The following is a 17,132-nucleotide window of genomic DNA, read 5'->3' on the forward strand; positions in this document are numbered from 1 at the left end:
GGGGGACATGCGGCGGCACTAGATCAGGCTCGCGGCCATGGATTCAATGGCCAGCAGGGGCGCAACGTTGGTGGTGGTGATCCGCTGGCGGGCCTTGTTGATCGCATCCATCCGGGCCAGTGTTGCCTCCGGACCTGAACGGGCGGCAAACTCAGCCAGCTCGCTCTTGAGTTCAACGTTCACCAGGTCCACGGCGTTCCCCATCTGGATGATCAGCACGTCACGGTAGAACGAGAGCAGGTCCGTGAGCGTCCGGTCAAGTGAATCGGTGATGGAGCGCTTCGCGCGCCGCTTCTGGTCATCCTCCAGCTGTTTGATCTGGCTTCTCATGGCCGGCGGCAGGGTGCCGCTCTCCGGAGCGCCGAGCGTGGCCAGGAGCGCTGCCTTTTCTTCGGCGTCGCGCACTTCGTTGGAGCTGTTGGCTTCCTCGGTGGCGATTTTCACCAGCTTTTCGGCCATCAGGACCGCTGCGGTGATGCCCCGCAGTCCCAGCGGGAAGCGGACGGTTTCCATGCGCCGTTCGCGGGCGTCGGCGTCGCGGGCGAGGCGGCGGGCAATGCCGACGTGGCTTTGCGCCGCGCGGGCGGCGCGCTCGGCGAGGGCCGGATCCACGCCGTCGCGCCTCACCAGCAGAGCCGCGACGTCGGCGGCCGGGGGGAGCCGCAGCGCCACCGGCCGGCAGCGGGAACGGATGGTGACCAGGACGTCCGCCGGGGATGGCGCACACAGCATCCATACGGTGCGGGGAGTGGGCTCTTCGATGGCCTTGAGCAGCACATTCGTGGTCCGTTCCGCCATGCGGTCGGCGTCTTCCACCACGATGATCCGCCACCGTCCGGATGAGGGCCGGTTCCCGGCGGTCGATACCAGTTCCCGGGCTTCGTCAATGGTGATGGTGACTTTTTCGGTGCGGACGAACGCCACATCCGAATGTGTTTCCCCAAGGATGGTCAGGCAGGCCGCGCATTCGCCGCAGCCGCGCCTGGTCACGTCCTCCTGGTCGCAGTTAAGGGCGGCGGCAAAGGCCTTGGCGGCGTTGGACCTGCCGGATCCGGGCGGGCCGGTGAACAGCCAGGCGTGGGTCAGGCCTTCGCCCTGCGCGGCCTGGCGGAGCTGGGCGACGACGGCGGGCTGGCCCTGCAGGTCATCCCAGACGGTCACGGGGCCACGCCTTCTGTGCTGACCTGCCTGGAAAGCTGCCGGGACCCTATCAGCGAGTCCACCCGTGCCAGGATGAGCCCGGCAAGCTCGGCGACCGGCAGGTGGGCCGGAAGCACCAGGTAGTGCTCGGGGCGGTCGGCGGCGAGGTCCAGGAATGCGGTGCGGATCTTGGCGTGGAATTCGTCGGCTTCTGATTCCATCCGGTCTTCGGCGGCGTCGCCCGCGGTCCGGCGGAGGCGGCCGACAGCGGGGTCGACGTCGAGCAGCACGGTGAGGTCCGGCTGCAGGCCGGAGGTGGCCCATTCGTTCAGGTCCCGCACCGCCGCGGTTCCGAGGTCCCGTCCGGCGCCCTGATAGGCCACCGAGGAATCGATGTAACGGTCGGTGAGGACGATCTCGCCGCGCTCGAGGGCGGGGAGGATGACCTGGTCCGCGTGGGCCGCGCGGGACGCGGCAAAGATCAGGGCTTCGGTGCGGGCGTCGATGTGGCCGTGGCCGTGGTCCAGCACCAGGGACCGCAGCTTTTCGCCAATCGGCGTGCCGCCCGGTTCGCGCGTGCGCAGCACCCGGATGCCGCGCGAATCAAGGGCCCCGGCCAGTGCTGCGGCCTGCGTGGACTTGCCTGCGCCGTCGCCGCCTTCGAAGGCAATGAACAGTCCGGGGTTCTGGGTAGTCACATGACCAGCCTACCGACAATCACCGACACCGTAGGTGCCGGACCGTAACGCCTTTCCTGCGTTGTGGGCCTCCCACGTACTCTGTGACCATGAGTCTTTCCGAACAGCAGGCTGCCGCGCTGTCGGCTGAAACGGTGGTTGTGGCCGCCGGCCGCCCGCCCCGCAAACGCGATGCGCCAGTCAACCCGCCCATCGTCCTGTCCTCCACTTATTTCGGTACCGGACCGCTCGCAGACGGTGACCGCGGCTACGGGCGTTATTCCAACCCCACCTGGGACCCGTTGGAAGAAGCCCTGGGCCAGCTGGAGGGGGCGTCCCTTCCGGGGCTGCTGTACGCCTCCGGACTGGCCGCCGTCAGCTCGGCACTGTCCCTGATCCCCGCCGGGGGAGTGCTGGTGATGCCCTCGCACAGCTACGCCGGTTCATTGGTGATGGCAACGGAACTCGCGGAGAAGGGATTGTTCGAACTTCGCACCGTGGACATTGCGGACACCGACGCCGTGAAGGCACTGCTGGCTCCGGCGGAGGGCAAGCCCGCCAGCATGCTGTGGCTGGAAAGCCCCACCAACCCGATGCTCGGCATCGCGGACATCCGGGCCCTGACCGCCGCAGCCCACGCGGCAGGTGCCATTGTTGTCACCGACAACACCTTTTCCACGCCACTCGTCCAGCAACCGCTGAGCCTGGGGTCCGACGTCGTCCTCCATTCCGTGACCAAATATTTGGCCGGGCATTCCGACGTAGTCCTGGGCGCACTGGTGACCTCCGACGCTGCGATCCGCGCCAAGCTGCTGCACCACCGCATCATCCACGGCGGTATCGCAGGACCGTTCGAAGCCTGGCTTGCACTGCGCGGGCTGCGGACCCTGGCGCTGCGCATCGAGCGTTCGCAGGCGTCAGCGGCCGTCCTCGCCGGGCGGCTGAGCAATCACCCCCGGATTGAGAGCATCCGGTTCCCGGGACTGGAAACGGATCCCGGCCACGACCGCGCCAAGTCACAGATGAAGGGCTTCGGTTCCATCCTGTGCGTGCAGATCGCCCCGGCCGGCGGCCTCAACGGGGCAGATGCCGCGGACAAGCTGGTCCGCGCGCTGCAGCTCTGGCTTCCCGCCACCTCGCTGGGCGGTGTTGAATCGCTGATTGAACGGCGACGCCGCCATGCGGCGGAACCGGTCAGCGTACCGGACAACCTGGTCCGGCTGAGCGTCGGGATTGAAAACGTTGAAGACCTCTGGGCCGATTTGGAGCAGGCCTTGGACGCTCTGGGCGGCTAGGCTGGGGACGTGGACGGAAAACAGTTGATTATCTTCGTCGAGACCTGGGTCTATTTCATCCTTGCGCTCGTGGCTTTTGGTCTTGAAGCATGGGCATTTTTTGACTGCCTGCGCCACAAGGCGAACGCCTTTGAGGCTGTTTCCAAGCGGACCAAAACGTTCTGGCTGGCGTTGACCGGCGGCGCTGTGGCCATCGGCGGCCTGTCCCTCTACGGAGGCGGCGGCGGCGGTTTCGGCACCCTAGGCCTGTTCGGCCTCGCGGCCGTCACCGCTGCGTCTGTGTACCTCGCCGACGTGCGACCTGCCGTGAAAGACGCCGGCCGCGGCGGCAGCCGCAACATGGGCCCCTACGGGCCCTGGTAACCGGACAACACCTCAGGCGGGCGCCACAGCGTCCCAGCCCACCGTTAACTCGCCCAGCCGCCAGCGGGACGGTCCATCCTGGACCGGCCAGCCGCCGTCGAGCATTGAACGGCACATGGCGGTCCACCGTTGCCTGTTCCCGAAGGCGGCCAGCGGTGCCGCGTCCAGCCACGCCTTGTCCAGTGCCTGCAGGAAGCCGTGGATTCTTTCCCCGGGCACATTCCGGTGGATCAGGGCCTTCGGCAGCCGCTCGGCAATTTCCGAAGGCAGTGCGAAGCCGCCGAAGCGCATGGAGATGCCCAGGCTCAGCGGGCCGCCGGCGTCCAGCGCCACCCACGTCACGCGCCGTCCGATCTCGTCACACGTGCCGTCGATGAACAGCCCTCCGGGGCCGAGCCGGCCCCGGACCAGTGCCCAGATGGCCTCAACGTCCGCTTCCTCGTACTGCCGCAGGACGTTGAAGGCCCGGACTATCACCGGCTGCCCGGGCACGGGAATCTCGAATCCGCCCACATGGAAGCTCAGCCCGGCCCGTTCCAATGCTTTGGCTGCGCGGACCCGCTCCGGCTCGATTTCTATCCCGGCCAAACGGACATCCGTGCGCACGGCGGACAATCGCTCGAACAGTTCGACGGCGGTGGCCGGCGAGGCGCCGTACCCGAGGTCGACGACCAGCGGGTCGGCTGCCCGCCGCAGCCGCCAGGCCTGCGTCCCCGTGAGCCACCGGTCCAGGCGCCGCATGCGGTTGGGGTTGGTGGTGCCGCGGGTAACGTTTCCCACCGGCTTGCCGCCCTTGGCTGCGCTCCGTGTCCGGGCGGGGGCCACCCGTTCAGCTTTTTGCACCACCGGACAAGCCTAACGGTCCTGTCGTAACGGTCGGGTCAGTGGGAGCCGCAGTGTGATGTAACGCTCGGCGGTGCCGCAGTCTGCTCGGCTAGGATGAAAACCATGACTTACAAGCTGATTCTGCTGCGCCACGGCCACAGCGAATGGAACGCCAAGAACCTGTTCACCGGCTGGGTGGATGTTGACCTCAACGACCAGGGCCGCGAGGAAGCGGCTCGCGGTGGTGAGCTCCTGGTCGAGAACAATGTTCTCCCGGACGTCCTCTACACCTCCCTCCTGAAGCGGGCCATCAACACGGCAAACATCGCCCTGGACAAGGCCGACCGCGGCTGGATTCCGGTCAAGCGCGACTGGCGCCTGAACGAACGCCACTACGGCGCCCTGCAGGGCAAGGACAAGGCCCAGACGCTGGCCGAATACGGTGAAGAGCAGTTCATGGAGTGGCGCCGTTCCTACGACACCCCGCCGCCGCCCCTGGACGACGACAGCGAGTTCTCCCAGGCGCACGACCCCCGCTACGCCGACCTGGGCGACGCGCTCCCGCGCACCGAGTGCCTGAAGGACGTCCTCATCCGCCTGATGCCCTACTGGGAATCAGACATCAAGGAAGACCTCAAGGCGGGCAAGACCGTCCTGGTCACCGCGCACGGCAACTCCCTGCGGGCGCTCGTCAAGCACCTCGACGGCATCAGTGACGAAGCCATCGCCGGCCTGAACATCCCCACCGGTATTCCGCTGGTCTACGACCTCGACGAGAACTTCAAGCCGCTCAACCCGGGCGGCACCTACCTCGACCCCGAGGCCGCTGCCGAGTCCATCAAGGCAGTAGCGAACCAGGGTAAGAAGTAAACCAGGGTAAGAAGTAAACCAGGGTAAGAAATAAGGCAACGCCTTAACGAACGACGGCGGGCTGGTCACCTGAGGTGACCGGCCCGCCGTCGTTAACCCGGGTCACAACCCGGCAAAAAGTCAGCTGATTTCGGTGCTGTGCGGGTGCCACGCGCCCGTGACCAGGTAGGTGACTTTCTGGGCGACGGAAACACCGTGGTCCGCGAAACGTTCAAAGTAGCGGCTGGCAAGGGCAACGTCCACAGTGGTGGCCGGCGACTCGTTCCAGTCGCTGCGGGCGATGGCCTTGAAGACGCTCAGGTGGAGGTCGTTGACGGTCGCGTTCGCCTTGAGGATGTCGCGGGCAACTTCGAGGTCGCGTGTTTCCAGGAGTTCGGTGAGCTTGTCCGCGATCAGCTGGTCCTGCTCGGCGAAGCTCTTGAAGGTATCGGCGAGCTGCGGCGGAATCACGTTGGCCGGGTAGCGGAGCCGCGCCAGCTGGGCGATGTGCCGGGCGAGGTCTCCCATGCGCTCCAGCGAAGCGCTCATCCGCAGTGAACCCACGATCATCCGAAGGTCGCTGGCAACCGGTCCCTGGAGGGCCAGGATGTCGATGGCCCGCTCGTCCAGGCTGTTCTGCAGGAAGTCGATCCTGGCATCAGCGGCGATGACATCCTGGGCGAGGTCGACGTCAGCCCCCTCGAAGGCGGTCGTTGCTTTGGCGATTGCCTCACTGACCAGCTTTGAAATCTCGACGAGCTGCTCGCCCACCTGTGTGAGCTCCTCCTGAAAAACCTTGCGCACTACGCGTCCTTTCCTTGGAAATCCGTGCCCCCACCGCAGCGGCAGCCGGATTTCGTGTCACCGCTCTGCAGTCCAACTAATAACTCTGCCAGCGTCCGGTGAACTGTTACGCACCTATAGGTGAACGTTAGCTGAACCCGGCGGTGAAACCCATCAGATTCGCTTCCGGCGCCCGGGGCAGAGCATAAGCTGGAGCCGTGGATCCTATGCTCATCGGTGTCATCGCAGGCCTCATCGGCCTGTCATTCGGCATCTTTGGCGTGCTCGCCTTCCGGGTCAGCGAACAGCAGCGCAAGCTGGTGGATGTTGAATTCGACGAACCGGCGCTGCCGCCCGGCGCCGCGGAGGTGCTCGCCGTCGTCGGCCGTGCCTTCGTGGTGGTGGACGCGATCGACGGTGTGGTCCGGGCAAGCCCGGCGGCGTACGCCTTTGGCCTCGTCCGCGGACACACGGTGGTCCACAAGCAGCTCCTCGATATGACGGCGAGGGTGCGGCGCGACGGTGTGATCCTCGAGAAGCAGTTCGAACTGCCACGCGGTCCGCTGGGGCAGGGGACCATCATCGTCCAGGTCCGGGCAGCCATGCTCGGTGAGGAATACATCCTGCTGCTGGCGGACGACCGGACCGAGATCACCCGCACCGAGGAGATCCGCAACGACTTCGTGGCCAACGTTTCCCACGAGCTCAAGACTCCGGTCGGTGCCATCTCCCTGCTGGCCGAGGCCCTCGAGTCCTCAGCGGACGACGAAGAGGCCGTCCGCCGCTTTGCCAAGCGCATGCAGAAGGAATCGACACGGCTTGCGGCGCTGGTGCAGGACATCATCGAACTCTCCCGGCTGCAGGGCGCCAATGTGGCACAGCAGGGGCATCCCGTGGACATCAATTCCGTTATCACCGAGGCTGTGGATCGTTCGCAGCTGCCGGCCGAGAGCAAGAACATTTCCATCGTGGTGGGCGGCCACGTGGACGCCAAGGTTTATGGAGACCAGGACCTGCTTGTCACGGCGCTGCGAAACCTGATCGACAACGCTATCCGCTATTCGCCGGAGAACACACGGGTGGGGATCGGCGTGCGCGCCAAGGAAGGCCTGATCTCCATCTCCGTCACCGACCAGGGTGACGGCCTGAGCCCGGAGGACCAGGAACGGGTCTTTGAACGCTTCTACCGCGTGGACGCCGCAAGGTCGCGGCAGACCGGCGGCACCGGCCTGGGCCTGAGCATCGTGAAGCACGTTATTTCCAACCACGGCGGCGAAGTGACACTGTGGTCGCAGCCCGGCCAGGGGTCCACTTTCACCATCAGGCTTCCAGAGATGGAGGGGCAGGACGACGGCGACGCCTCGGCGGCGCCGGCAGCGGCCGCCCGCAGCACCCCACCCCACAGTAACGACGCCTCCGGCGTCCATGAGCAAGGAGCCAGCGCTTGAGCAGGATTCTCATAGTCGAGGACGAGGAGTCGTTCAGCGACCCGCTGTCCTACCTTCTGGGCAAGGAAGGATTCGAGGTGGAGGTCGTGGACAACGGCCTGGACGCCATCACGGAGTTCGACCGCAACGGCGCTGACTTGGTGCTCCTGGATCTCCAGCTGCCTGGCCAGTCCGGCACGGAAGTGTGCCGGCAGCTGCGCCAGCGCTCTTCGGTCCCTGTCATCATGCTCACCGCCAAGGACGCTGAAATCGACAAAGTCGTGGGGCTGGAACTCGGCGCTGACGACTACGTCACCAAGCCGTATTCATCCCGCGAACTAGTTGCCCGCGTCAGGGCGGTCCTTCGGCGGCAGGGCGAGCCGGAGGAGCTCATCACCAACACGGTCCAGGCAGGCCCCGTGAGGATGGACGTCGAACGCCACGTGGTGAGCGTGGACGGCGAGCAGGTATCGCTGCCGCTGAAGGAATTCGAACTGCTGGAGATGCTGCTGCGCAACTCAGGACGTGTGTTGACCCGCGGCCAGCTCATTGACAGGGTGTGGGGGTCCGACTATGTCGGCGACACCAAGACCCTGGACGTCCACGTCAAAAGGCTGCGCAGCAAGATCGAGCCGGATCCGTCCGCCCCGAGGTATCTCGTGACGGTCCGCGGCCTCGGCTACAAGTTCGAGCCGTAGGCACTTCCCCCCAGGCGTCGCCCTGGGGGCGGAACCGGCACAACACAACCGGACAGTACAAAGGCCGGACAGCAAAAAGGAGGGCCCCCGCGCGGCGGGGGCCCTCCTTTGTGGTGCTGCGAGCTAGTGGCTTTCGCTGCTCGTGGGAGTCGGCGTAGCGGTCCCGGACGGGGTGGGCTCGCTGCCTTCCGGCAGGTACTCCTTGTACTCGGGCAGCGTGGCGTCCAGGACGGGCACCTTGACCTTGGCGGTCTGGTTGGTGCCGTCTTCGGAGATCGTGACCTCGGACAGAGAGCCCGGGATGGCCCCAGTGGTGCTGAGGATCGCCGGATCCGTGGATTCGTTGAGCAGGGTGTAGGAGTTCTGCTTCACAGACACCTGCGTCTGTGCACCGCGCGCACCGTTGATGGTCAGCTTGACGTCGCTGGACGAGGAGTTGTAAACGGCACCGACCACGCGGCCCGGCTTGTCCTCGCCGGTGGAAACGATCATGAAGTTACGGAGCTGGAGGGGCCCCAGGTCTTCCCTGGTGCCGTCCGACGCCGAGTACTGCTCAGAAGTTTGCTGCGGGTTGATGTAGCCGCAGCCGGTCACGGTCAGCAGGCCGATGGCAAGTGCTGCCGTTGCCATTGCCAGCTTGCCGCGCTGGCCCCGGTTCATCGCAGTGAAACGCACGTCACGCACTCCTTGAGAGTCTTGAAACATTATTCAGCCATAGCCTATCCTCAAACCGTCTCAAACAAGGATTCGGGCCGTACACATTAGCGACCGGAAACCCCTCCCGCCTGACCGCTCCGGACCCCCGTCGACTGCGCCGCCACGCTGGCCGTCGGCTGCCTCCCCCTGCCCTGGGCAGACTGCCTTTGATGCACTAATATCTGCATCCGTCAAGGGGGTGGAGGGGGTTGATTGGCCCCATTTTCCTTGTATTTACTGGGTTCGAGGCCCCGATCCGTGCCAGTTGTATGCCTGAATCGTGATAAACTGGTCTGCGGGAAAGGGGAAAGTCCACATGGTTTTTGAGGTCGGCGAGACAGTAGTTTACCCTCACCACGGTGCAGCAAAAATTGAAGAAATCAAGATGCGCACCATCAAGGGCGAAGAGAAAATGTATCTCAAGCTCAAGGTGGCCCAGGGTGATCTGACCATTGAAGTTCCAGCAGAGAACGTTGACCTTGTTGGTGTTCGTGACGTAGTGGGCAAAGAAGGTTTGGAGCACGTCTTTGACGTGCTGCGGGCCGAGTTCACTGAAGAGCCTACCAACTGGTCGCGTCGTTACAAGGCAAATCTGGAGAAGCTTGCTTCCGGGGACGTCATCAAGGTGGCAGAGGTCGTTCGCGACCTGTGGCGCCGTGATCACGACCGCGGCCTTTCCGCAGGTGAGAAGCGTATGCTGGCCAAGGCCCGCCAGATTCTGATTTCAGAACTGGCGCTGGCTGAAAAGACGGATGAAGAGAAGGCTGCAAGCGTTCTCGACGAAGTCTTGGCTTCCTAAGAATTGAACCCCGGTGGCTAACCAGCCGCCGGGGTTTCTTTTTGCCCTTTTTTAGGCGAATCCCGGAATTTTGCCCCGCCCCGGGAGGGTTCGGCCACGTAGTGTTGTGCCCATGAGTGCACGAGAATCTTCCGCCGTGTCCGGGCCGGAATCCGGGGACCACGGCCCCCGCCCCGTCGTAGCAGTCGTGCTGGTCGCGGCCGGATCGGGGCAGCGGCTGGGGTACGGCATGCCCAAGGCGAGGGTCCCCCTCGGCGGGGAGCCCATCCTGATGCATGCCCTGCGCGGGATTGTCACCTCCGGCGTCGCGCAGCAGGTCTGCATTGCGTTGCCGCCGGGCGACGGCGCTCTCCGGCAGATGTGCGAGGACTTCAAGGGCGAGCTTGCCGACGGCGGCCCGCTGCTGACGATCGTGGACGGCGGTGCGACGCGCACCGAATCCGTCCGTTCGGCCTTGGCGGCGCTGGAAGAAGGTACCCAGGCGGTGCTGGTCCACGACGCCGCTCGGGCCCTGACGCCGGAGTCCGTCTTCCACCGTGTGGTCGACTCCCTGGCGGCCGGCGCGCTGGCAGTCATTCCCGTGATCCCCGTCGTGGACACCGTCAAGACCGTTGAAGCAACGCGTGACGAGGACGCCCGCATTGCGCCGGAGGTGGTGGTGGGCACGGCACCGCGGGAGAAACTGCGTGCAGTGCAGACCCCGCAGGGATTCGACCTTGGCACGTTGATGAAGGCGCACCGGGACGCAGCGGGTTTCGACGCATCCCAGGCCGCCGCCATAACGGATGACGCCATGCTGGTGGAACGCCTGGGTGTCCCTGTCCATGCTGTCCGCGGCGCCAGCCAGTCGCTGAAGATCACCACTCCCTTGGACCTCATCATTGCCGAGGGCCTGCTGGAAGGTCCGCTGGGCGCACGATGGGTGGAGGGCTGAACGTGGCACCTCCTCCCATCATTCCCAGGACCGGCATCGGCATCGACGTTCATGCTTTTGCCTCGCCCGACAACCCGCGGACCCTCTGGCTCGGTGGGCTCCTGTGGGAAGGCGAGCAGGGCCTGGCCGGACACTCCGACGGGGATCCCGTGGCCCACGCGGCCGCAGATGCACTGTTTTCGGCAGCGGGAATCGGCGATCTGGGCACGCATTTCGGCACGGACCGCCCGGAGTTCGCAGGTGCCTCAGGCGTCACCCTCCTTGCCGAGGCCGCCCGCATCGTCCGGACGGAAGGATTCGAGATCGGCAACATTGCGGTGCAGTTCGTCGGCAACAGGCCCAAATTCGGCCCGCGCCGGGAGGAGTCCCAGGCGGTCCTGAGCGCGGCGGCGGGTGCCCCCGTCAGCGTCAGCGCCACCACCAGCGACGGCCTTGGCTTCACCGGCCGCGGGGAAGGCATTTCCGCCCTTGCCACCGCACTGGTGTACCGGGCGGGCTGAAGCGGGTCCGGCGTTTCGCCTAGTCTTAAGGGATCCTTTCCTCTGCCCAACATTCCAGGAGACCCCTCGTGAAGAAGCCGCTTGCCGCCGTCGTACTCGTTGCCGGGATGCTGCTGAGCGGCTGCGGCACTCCGAAAATGAGCGTTGAGGAAAGCTGCCGGTTCCTCAACGGGGACACCTTTGTCCCCACCGGAAACCAGCAGCAGCAGGCTGACCAGATCGCCAAGCATTACCAGGAAGTGGCGGACAAGGTAGCTCCTGAGGTTGCCGGGCCAATCCAGAAGATGGCGGACATCATGAAGAAGGTCGCCGAAACTTCGCTCGGCACCAAGAGCTCCGAACAGACGGCGCAGCTGAGTGAGCAGAACAACAAGATCGGCGAAGTCTGCAAATAGCGCTGACGGCCACTGCCGCAGCCGTTGGGCGCCGCCGTGAAGGCCATCGGCTAATCTGGAGCGGTGACCTTGCGCTTTTACGACACAGCATCCGCCGAAGTCCGCGACTTCGTCCCTCTGATACCGGGCAAGGTGAGCCTGTATTACTGTGGCGCAACGGTGCAGGGCCTGCCGCACGTGGGACACATCCGGTCGGCCATTGCCTTCGACCAGCTCACCCGCTGGCTGGAGTACCGCGGATTCCGCGTGACGGTGGTCCGCAACGTCACCGACATCGACGACAAGATCCTGGCCAAATCCGCCCTTTCGTTTGAACCGGACTTCGAGGAAGGCCCGGACGACGTCCGCGAAGAGGAATGGTGGGCGCTGGCCTACCGCTACGAACAGGCGTTCCTCAAGGCCTACGACACGCTCGGCGTTTCCCGGCCCACCTATGAGCCGCGCGCCACCGGCCACATCCCGGAAATGCACGCGCTGATCCAGGGCCTGATCGACCGGGGCCACGCCTACCCCGCCCTCGACGACTCCGGCGATGTGTACTTCGACGTCCGTTCCTGGAACCGCTACGGCTCGCTCACCCGTCAGAAGATCGATGACATGCAGGGAGCACCCGACGCCGACCCCCGGGGAAAGAAGGATCCGAGGGACTTTGCGCTGTGGAAGGGGCACAAGGAGGGGGAGCCGACGACGGCCAGCTGGGTTTCGCCCTGGGGCACCGGCCGTCCGGGCTGGCACCTGGAGTGCTCGGCCATGGTCACCAAATACCTCGGCACCGAGTTCGACATCCATGGCGGCGGCCTGGACCTCCGGTTCCCGCACCATGAAAACGAAATGGCCCAGTCGCAGGCGGCCGGCCACGCCTTCGCCAACTTCTGGATGCACAACGGCATGGTGACGTACCAGGGCGAAAAGATGTCCAAGTCCATTGGTAATACCGTCAGCCCTGCGGAAATGCTGGAACTCGCTTCACCGCGCGTGGTGCGGTACTACCTCGGCCAGGCGCAGTACCGCTCAGTGCTGGACTACCAGCCCACATCGCTGCAGGAAGCGGCCGCTGCGGTGGAGCGGATTGACGGGTTCATCGCCCGAGCCGTGCGGACTCTGTCCGGCAGTGTTGTATCCGGGGCGGCCGAACTGCTGTTCAGCTCCCACGGCACCGTGCCGGACGCCTTCGCTGCCGCCATGGATGACGACCTCAATGTTCCGCAGGCGCTGGCTGCCCTGCACGACACCGTGCGGGCCGGCAACACCGCGCTCACTGCCGGCGATAACTCCGCGGCCCGGACAGCGCTGCACTCCGTCACTGACATGCTGCGCGTGCTGGGCCTGAACGACGTCGCGGCACCCGCCCGGGATGAGCAGGCCGATACGGCCCTGGGCGTCCTTGTCGAAGCCCAGCTGGGTGCGCGGGCACAGGCACGGGCCACCAAGGACTGGGCCGCTTCGGATGCCATCCGGGATACCCTGGCGGCGGCAGGCGTCGTCGTCGAGGATGGTCCGGACGGTGCCAGCTGGAGCCTCAAGCGCGGCTGAGCTGCTGCAGTCCCAAGGCGAGGCGGGGCCCTGGGCCGGCGATTTACCCTGAGTAAGTAGACTGGAGGTCAGACTTACTCAACAAAGCAAGGGTGAAACTCATGGCCAACAACGGTCGCCGGTCGGTCAAAGCAAAGAAGGGCCCCACCATCGGAACGGGTGGCCATGGCCGCAAGGCCCTCGAAGGCAAGGGCCCCACTCCCAAGGCGGAGGACCGCCCCTACCACAAGGCGCACAAGAACAAACAGCTTGCCGAGCGCTCCGCCGCCAAGCGTCCGGGCGCAGCCCGCGGTGCCGGCGCCCGCTCCGGCCCGAAGGGCCGTGCCACGGAGGAAGTCGTCACCGGCCGCAACTCCGTCGTCGAAGCGCTCCGCGCCGGAATCCCGGCCAAGGCGCTCCATGTCGCCATCCGCATTGAAATGGATGACCGCGTCAAGGAGTCCCTCAAGCTCGCGGCCGAACGCGGCATTCCGCTGCTGGAAACCGGCAAGCCGGAACTGGACCGGATGACGGACGACGCCATCCACCAGGGGCTCGTGCTGCAGATTCCGCCCTACGAATACCAGGACGCGTACGAGCTCGCCGAGGAAACCGTGGAGAGCTGGAAGAAGGGCCACGTTGCCAACGCACCGCTCTTCGTCGCCTTGGACGGGATCACGGACCCGCGCAACCTCGGCGCGATCATCCGTTCGGTCTCGGCCTTCAGCGGCCACGGCGTCATCGTCCCGGAGCGGCGCTCCGTCGGCGTGACTGCCTCGGCCTGGAAGACCAGCGCCGGTGCGGCAGTCCGGGTTCCGGTGGCACGTGCCGCCAACCTGAACAACACCCTTAAGGCCTTCAAGAACATGGGCATCTACGTGCTGGGCCTCGACGGCGACGGCGACGTTTCGCTGCCGGACCTCAGCCTGGCCAAGGAGCCCGTGTGCATCGTGGTTGGTTCCGAGGGCAAGGGCCTGAGCCGCCTGGTCCGCGAAAACTGCGACCAGATCGTCTCGATCCCGATCGACTCAGCCATGGAATCGCTCAATGCCTCCATGGCTGTCGGCATCTCCCTGTACGAGATTTCCAGGCAGCGCGCAGCCAAGTAGCGGCTGGGCTCACAGGGGACGCCCTCTCACTTTTGGCGGACTTTCGCGAAACGCTCTCTCACCTTCGGTGGGGGAGCGTTTCCGTTTTTTCAGAACTGGTGGCGGTTGGCCAGGACCGGGAGTTTCGCCCGGGCTTCCTTGACGACGGCGGGGTCCAGGTCGGCGAACATCAGTCCGGTCCCGGCGTCGAGCTCTTCCAGGACCTCGCCGAGCGGCGAGACGACGGCGGAGTGCCCCACACCGGTGGGCGCGGATCCCTTGGTTTCGATGCCTTCGGTGGCGGGATCGGCCTGTCCGCACGCCAGCACATAAGTGGTGGTATCCACGGCGCGGGCGCGCGCCAGCAGGCGCCACTGATCGACCTTCCCCGGGCCGGATCCCCAGGAGGCACACACGATGTTGGCCTCGGCGCCCAGGTCGGCGTTGGCTGTGAACAGTGCCGGGAACCGGATGTCGTAGCAGGTGGCCAGCCCGAATTTGATGCCGCCGAGCTCGAAGGTGGACGCCCGCGTGCCGGCATCCACGGTGTCTGATTCTGCAAAACCGAAAGCGTCGAAGAGATGGATTTTGTCGTAGCTCGCCTCGACGCCGGGACCCGTGACCAGGAGGGTGTTGCGTACTTTTCTGCCACCACCGGGAGTGAACATTCCCGCCACGATCACGATGTCCGCTTCCCGGGCTATATGGCGCACCCGGGTCGCCCACGGCCCGTCCAGCGGTTCGGCGATGTCAAGGAGCGAATTGCCGAATGCCCGCATGGTGGCTTCCGGGAAGACAACCAATTGGGCGCCGCCTTTTTTCGCTTTGCGGGCATATTTTTCCACGATGTCCAGATTCCTGGAAATATCGCGGCCCGTAACTATCTGAGCAAGTGCAACTCGCACAATTACCTCCAGCTTGGCGTGTCCTTTCAGTATGGCAACGCTGAACAAGGCCAGCCCATTTCCCGACACATAGCGCCGAATATCGGACATTTGTGTGGCACAGCTAATATTTAAGCAATGGTCATGCCACTCCTAGACACAGCCTCCACCGTGGACGCCTCCCGGCCGTTTCCACTGGGTATCAGCGTTCCGCGCACGGGGTCACCGGCAACGGACGATCCTCAGAGTGCGTGCGCCAACGTCGCGGTCTACGCCCCCGGCGTGGACACGCTGGAAATCGCCTACTGCGCGCCCGGCGGAACATGGCAGCTGAAGACACTGCCGAACATCACCAACGACGTCCACCACGGCATTGTCGAAGGTTTTCCCGTTGGATCGCGGTACGGCTTCCGCTCCTCGCCGGAGGATGATGCCCTGCCGGTGCCGGTGCCAACCGTGGCGTTCGACGACGACGGCCAGCAGCCGCTACTGCTGGACCCTTACGGCCGGGCCGTGGATCAGCGCGACGGGTTCCTCACGAATGTGCGCATGTCCGGCGAATTCGACTGGGGCGGCGACCGCAATCCGCACGTCTCGTGGCGCAACACCATCATTTACGAAGCCCACGTCCGCGGCCAGAGCATGCTCCATCCGGACATCCCCGAGGACCTCCGGGGCACCTACGCCGGCATGGCGCACCCGGCAATGATTGAGCATCTCACCGGCCTGGGCATCACCTCGGTCCAGCTGTTGCCGGTCCATTTCCACCTGGACGAGCCGCACCTCCAGAACCTGGGCATGACCAATTACTGGGGATACAACACGGCGGCGTTCTTTGCGCCCCATCCGGACTACGCCACGCAAGCCGCCCAGGCGGAAGGACCGCAGGCCGTGCAGGACGAATTCAAAGGCATGGTCAAGCTCCTGCATGCGGCGGGCCTGGAAGTGATCCTGGACGTCGTGTACAACCACACGGCCGAGGGCGGTCGTGACGGGCAGACGCTCAGCTTCCGCGGGCTGGGGGAGATGCAGTATTACCGCAACGACGGCCACGGCAGATATGTGGATACCACCGGGTGCGGCAACAGCCTGAACTTCGGCCACCCGCGCGTGGTCCAGCTGGTCCTTGACTCTCTGAGGTACTGGGTGGACGAGTTCCACATCGACGGCTTCCGTTTCGATCTCGCGGTGACGTTGTGCCGCAACGCCGCAAATGACTTCGACCCTCACCATCCCTTCCTTGTGGCTGTTGCCGCGGATCCGGTGCTGTCTTCCGTCAAGCTGATCGCCGAGCCGTGGGACGTGGGCTACGGCGGCTGGCAGACCGGACGCTTTCCGCCCGGGTGGGTGGACTGGAACGATCACTACCGTGATGCCCTGCGCTCGTTCTGGCTCGCCGACCGGGCCGCGATCGACGCCGGCGGCCAGGGCGGTTCCGTGGCCCGCCTGGCCGACTCGATCTCCGGCTCGGCAGGCCTTTTCGCGGAATCGGGACGTTCCCGGATGGCCTCCGTCAACCTCGTCACCGCCCACGACGGCTTCACGCTGGCCGACCTCGTGTCCTACGACCGCAAGCACAATGAAGCCAACGGCGAGCAGAACCGTGACGGCCACGGGGACAACCGCAGCTATAACCATGGCTTCGAGGGACCGACCGAAGACGAAGAGATCCTGGCGCTTCGGGCGCAGACCAGCCGCAACCTGATGGCCACCCTGATGGTGTCCATGGGCATCCCCATGATCACCGCCGGTGACGAAATCGGCCGCACCCAGCAGGGCAACAACAACGCCTACTGCCAGGACAACCACATCACGTGGCTCGACTGGACCAGCACGCCCGAATCCCACGCCATGCTTCGGAGCACCAAGCGTGTCATCCGGCTCCGGAAGGAGTTCCTGGCCGGGCAGCCGCATCACTACCCCTCACGGGACAAACAGGCCTACCTGCACTGGTTCGACGAGCACGGCAAGCCTATGTCCATGGACCGCTGGAATGATCCCCAGCACCGGGTGGTCCAGTTGCTGCTGGGCTCGGACGACGGCCAGGTGGACGGACTCGTGGTGGTGAACGGCAGCGCCCACGATATCAAGGTCACGCTGCCTGACATCAGCAACGACGACGGCACGGGCAAGCGGCTCTTCGAACTCCGGTTGACCACGTCGGAACTCCACGACCGCCGTCAAGGAGTCAGGGTTGCCGCCGGCGAGCGTGACGTGGTGCAGTCCAACACCATCAGCATCTACCGTACGTAGGCCCGGCACATGGG

At 65.3% G+C, this 17,132-nt stretch carries 18 protein-coding genes; 12 read left to right on the plus strand and 6 right to left on the minus strand.

The window, feature by feature from the left end; translation table 11 throughout:
- Positions 1-18: 18 nt before the first annotated feature.
- Positions 19-1,161: a DNA polymerase III subunit delta' gene (locus ARTH_RS03665; protein ID WP_011690582.1), complete on the minus strand. Its 1,143-nt coding sequence runs from the start codon at positions 1,159-1,161 to the stop codon at positions 19-21.
- Positions 1,158-1,838, minus strand: a complete 681-nt coding sequence (gene tmk / locus ARTH_RS03670) for a dTMP kinase (protein ID WP_011690583.1) — start codon at positions 1,836-1,838, stop codon at positions 1,158-1,160. The genes ARTH_RS03665 and tmk overlap by 4 nt, the downstream gene beginning before the upstream one ends.
- Positions 1,839-1,927: 89 nt before the next feature.
- Between tmk and ARTH_RS03675 the strand changes: the two genes are divergently transcribed.
- Complete coding sequence (locus tag ARTH_RS03675; RefSeq protein WP_011690584.1) at positions 1,928-3,112, plus strand: trans-sulfuration enzyme family protein; 1,185 nt, start codon at positions 1,928-1,930, stop codon at positions 3,110-3,112.
- A gap of 9 nt (positions 3,113-3,121) precedes the next feature.
- Positions 3,122-3,475: a DUF2516 family protein gene (locus ARTH_RS03680; RefSeq protein WP_011690585.1), complete on the plus strand. Its 354-nt coding sequence runs from the start codon at positions 3,122-3,124 to the stop codon at positions 3,473-3,475.
- A 12-nt stretch (positions 3,476-3,487) separates the two neighbouring features.
- Here ARTH_RS03680 and ARTH_RS03685 read toward each other — a convergent pair whose 3' ends face one another.
- Positions 3,488-4,321, minus strand: coding sequence for a class I SAM-dependent methyltransferase (locus ARTH_RS03685; protein ID WP_198011531.1), 834 nt, complete (start codon positions 4,319-4,321; stop codon positions 3,488-3,490).
- A 102-nt stretch (positions 4,322-4,423) separates the two neighbouring features.
- On the opposite strand from ARTH_RS03685, the gene ARTH_RS03690 reads away from it, so the two are divergent.
- Positions 4,424-5,170, plus strand: a complete 747-nt coding sequence (locus ARTH_RS03690; protein ID WP_011690587.1) for a phosphoglyceromutase — start codon at positions 4,424-4,426, stop codon at positions 5,168-5,170.
- A gap of 120 nt (positions 5,171-5,290) precedes the next feature.
- On the opposite strand, the gene phoU is transcribed toward ARTH_RS03690, so the two are convergent.
- Positions 5,291-5,953, minus strand: a complete 663-nt coding sequence (gene phoU / locus ARTH_RS03695) for a phosphate signaling complex protein PhoU (protein ID WP_011690588.1) — start codon at positions 5,951-5,953, stop codon at positions 5,291-5,293.
- 206 nt (positions 5,954-6,159) lie between these two features.
- Here phoU and ARTH_RS03700 point away from each other — a divergent pair, with 206 nt between their 5' ends.
- Positions 6,160-7,380, plus strand: coding sequence for a sensor histidine kinase (locus tag ARTH_RS03700; RefSeq protein WP_011690589.1), 1,221 nt, complete (start codon positions 6,160-6,162; stop codon positions 7,378-7,380).
- Positions 7,377-8,057 carry a response regulator transcription factor gene (locus tag ARTH_RS03705; protein WP_011690590.1) on the plus strand — a complete coding sequence of 227 codons (681 nt, stop codon included), beginning with the start codon at positions 7,377-7,379 and terminating at the stop codon, positions 8,055-8,057. Before ARTH_RS03700 ends, ARTH_RS03705 begins: the two co-directional genes overlap by 4 nt.
- A gap of 123 nt (positions 8,058-8,180) precedes the next feature.
- On the opposite strand, the gene ARTH_RS03710 is transcribed toward ARTH_RS03705, so the two are convergent.
- Positions 8,181-8,717, minus strand: coding sequence for a hypothetical protein (locus ARTH_RS03710; RefSeq protein WP_043429368.1), 537 nt, complete (start codon positions 8,715-8,717; stop codon positions 8,181-8,183).
- Positions 8,718-9,069: 352 nt separating this feature from the next.
- Here ARTH_RS03710 and ARTH_RS03715 point away from each other — a divergent pair, with 352 nt between their 5' ends.
- From ARTH_RS03715 to rlmB, 6 genes are all read left to right on the plus strand, one after another.
- Positions 9,070-9,552: a CarD family transcriptional regulator gene (locus tag ARTH_RS03715; RefSeq protein WP_011690592.1), complete on the plus strand. Its 483-nt coding sequence runs from the start codon at positions 9,070-9,072 to the stop codon at positions 9,550-9,552.
- Positions 9,553-9,664: 112 nt separating this feature from the next.
- Complete coding sequence (gene ispD, locus ARTH_RS03720) at positions 9,665-10,486, plus strand: 2-C-methyl-D-erythritol 4-phosphate cytidylyltransferase (protein ID WP_011690593.1); 822 nt, start codon at positions 9,665-9,667, stop codon at positions 10,484-10,486.
- Positions 10,471-10,986 carry a 2-C-methyl-D-erythritol 2,4-cyclodiphosphate synthase gene (ispF, locus tag ARTH_RS03725; protein WP_043429372.1) on the plus strand — a complete coding sequence of 172 codons (516 nt, stop codon included), beginning with the start codon at positions 10,471-10,473 and terminating at the stop codon, positions 10,984-10,986. The genes ispD and ispF overlap by 16 nt, the downstream gene beginning before the upstream one ends.
- Before the next feature lie 68 nt (positions 10,987-11,054).
- Positions 11,055-11,381: a hypothetical protein gene (locus tag ARTH_RS03730; protein WP_011690595.1), complete on the plus strand. Its 327-nt coding sequence runs from the start codon at positions 11,055-11,057 to the stop codon at positions 11,379-11,381.
- 63 nt (positions 11,382-11,444) lie between these two features.
- Complete coding sequence (gene cysS, locus ARTH_RS03735; RefSeq protein WP_043429374.1) at positions 11,445-12,914, plus strand: cysteine--tRNA ligase; 1,470 nt, start codon at positions 11,445-11,447, stop codon at positions 12,912-12,914.
- Positions 12,915-13,015: 101 nt separating this feature from the next.
- On the plus strand, positions 13,016-14,002 hold the full coding sequence (rlmB, locus tag ARTH_RS03740) for a 23S rRNA (guanosine(2251)-2'-O)-methyltransferase RlmB (protein WP_011690597.1): 987 nt from the start codon (positions 13,016-13,018) through the stop codon (positions 14,000-14,002).
- Between the two features lie 89 nt (positions 14,003-14,091).
- Here the strand turns inward: rlmB and ARTH_RS03745 are convergent, their stop codons facing one another.
- Positions 14,092-14,886, minus strand: coding sequence for a carbon-nitrogen hydrolase family protein (locus tag ARTH_RS03745; protein WP_043430315.1), 795 nt, complete (start codon positions 14,884-14,886; stop codon positions 14,092-14,094).
- A 117-nt stretch (positions 14,887-15,003) separates the two neighbouring features.
- Here ARTH_RS03745 and glgX point away from each other — a divergent pair, with 117 nt between their 5' ends.
- Positions 15,004-17,118, plus strand: coding sequence for a glycogen debranching protein GlgX (gene glgX / locus ARTH_RS03750; protein ID WP_011690599.1), 2,115 nt, complete (start codon positions 15,004-15,006; stop codon positions 17,116-17,118).
- Positions 17,119-17,132: the final 14 nt, after the last annotated feature.

The sequence above is a fragment of the Arthrobacter sp. FB24 genome, assembly GCF_000196235.1.
Lineage (GTDB): Bacteria > Actinomycetota > Actinomycetes > Actinomycetales > Micrococcaceae > Arthrobacter.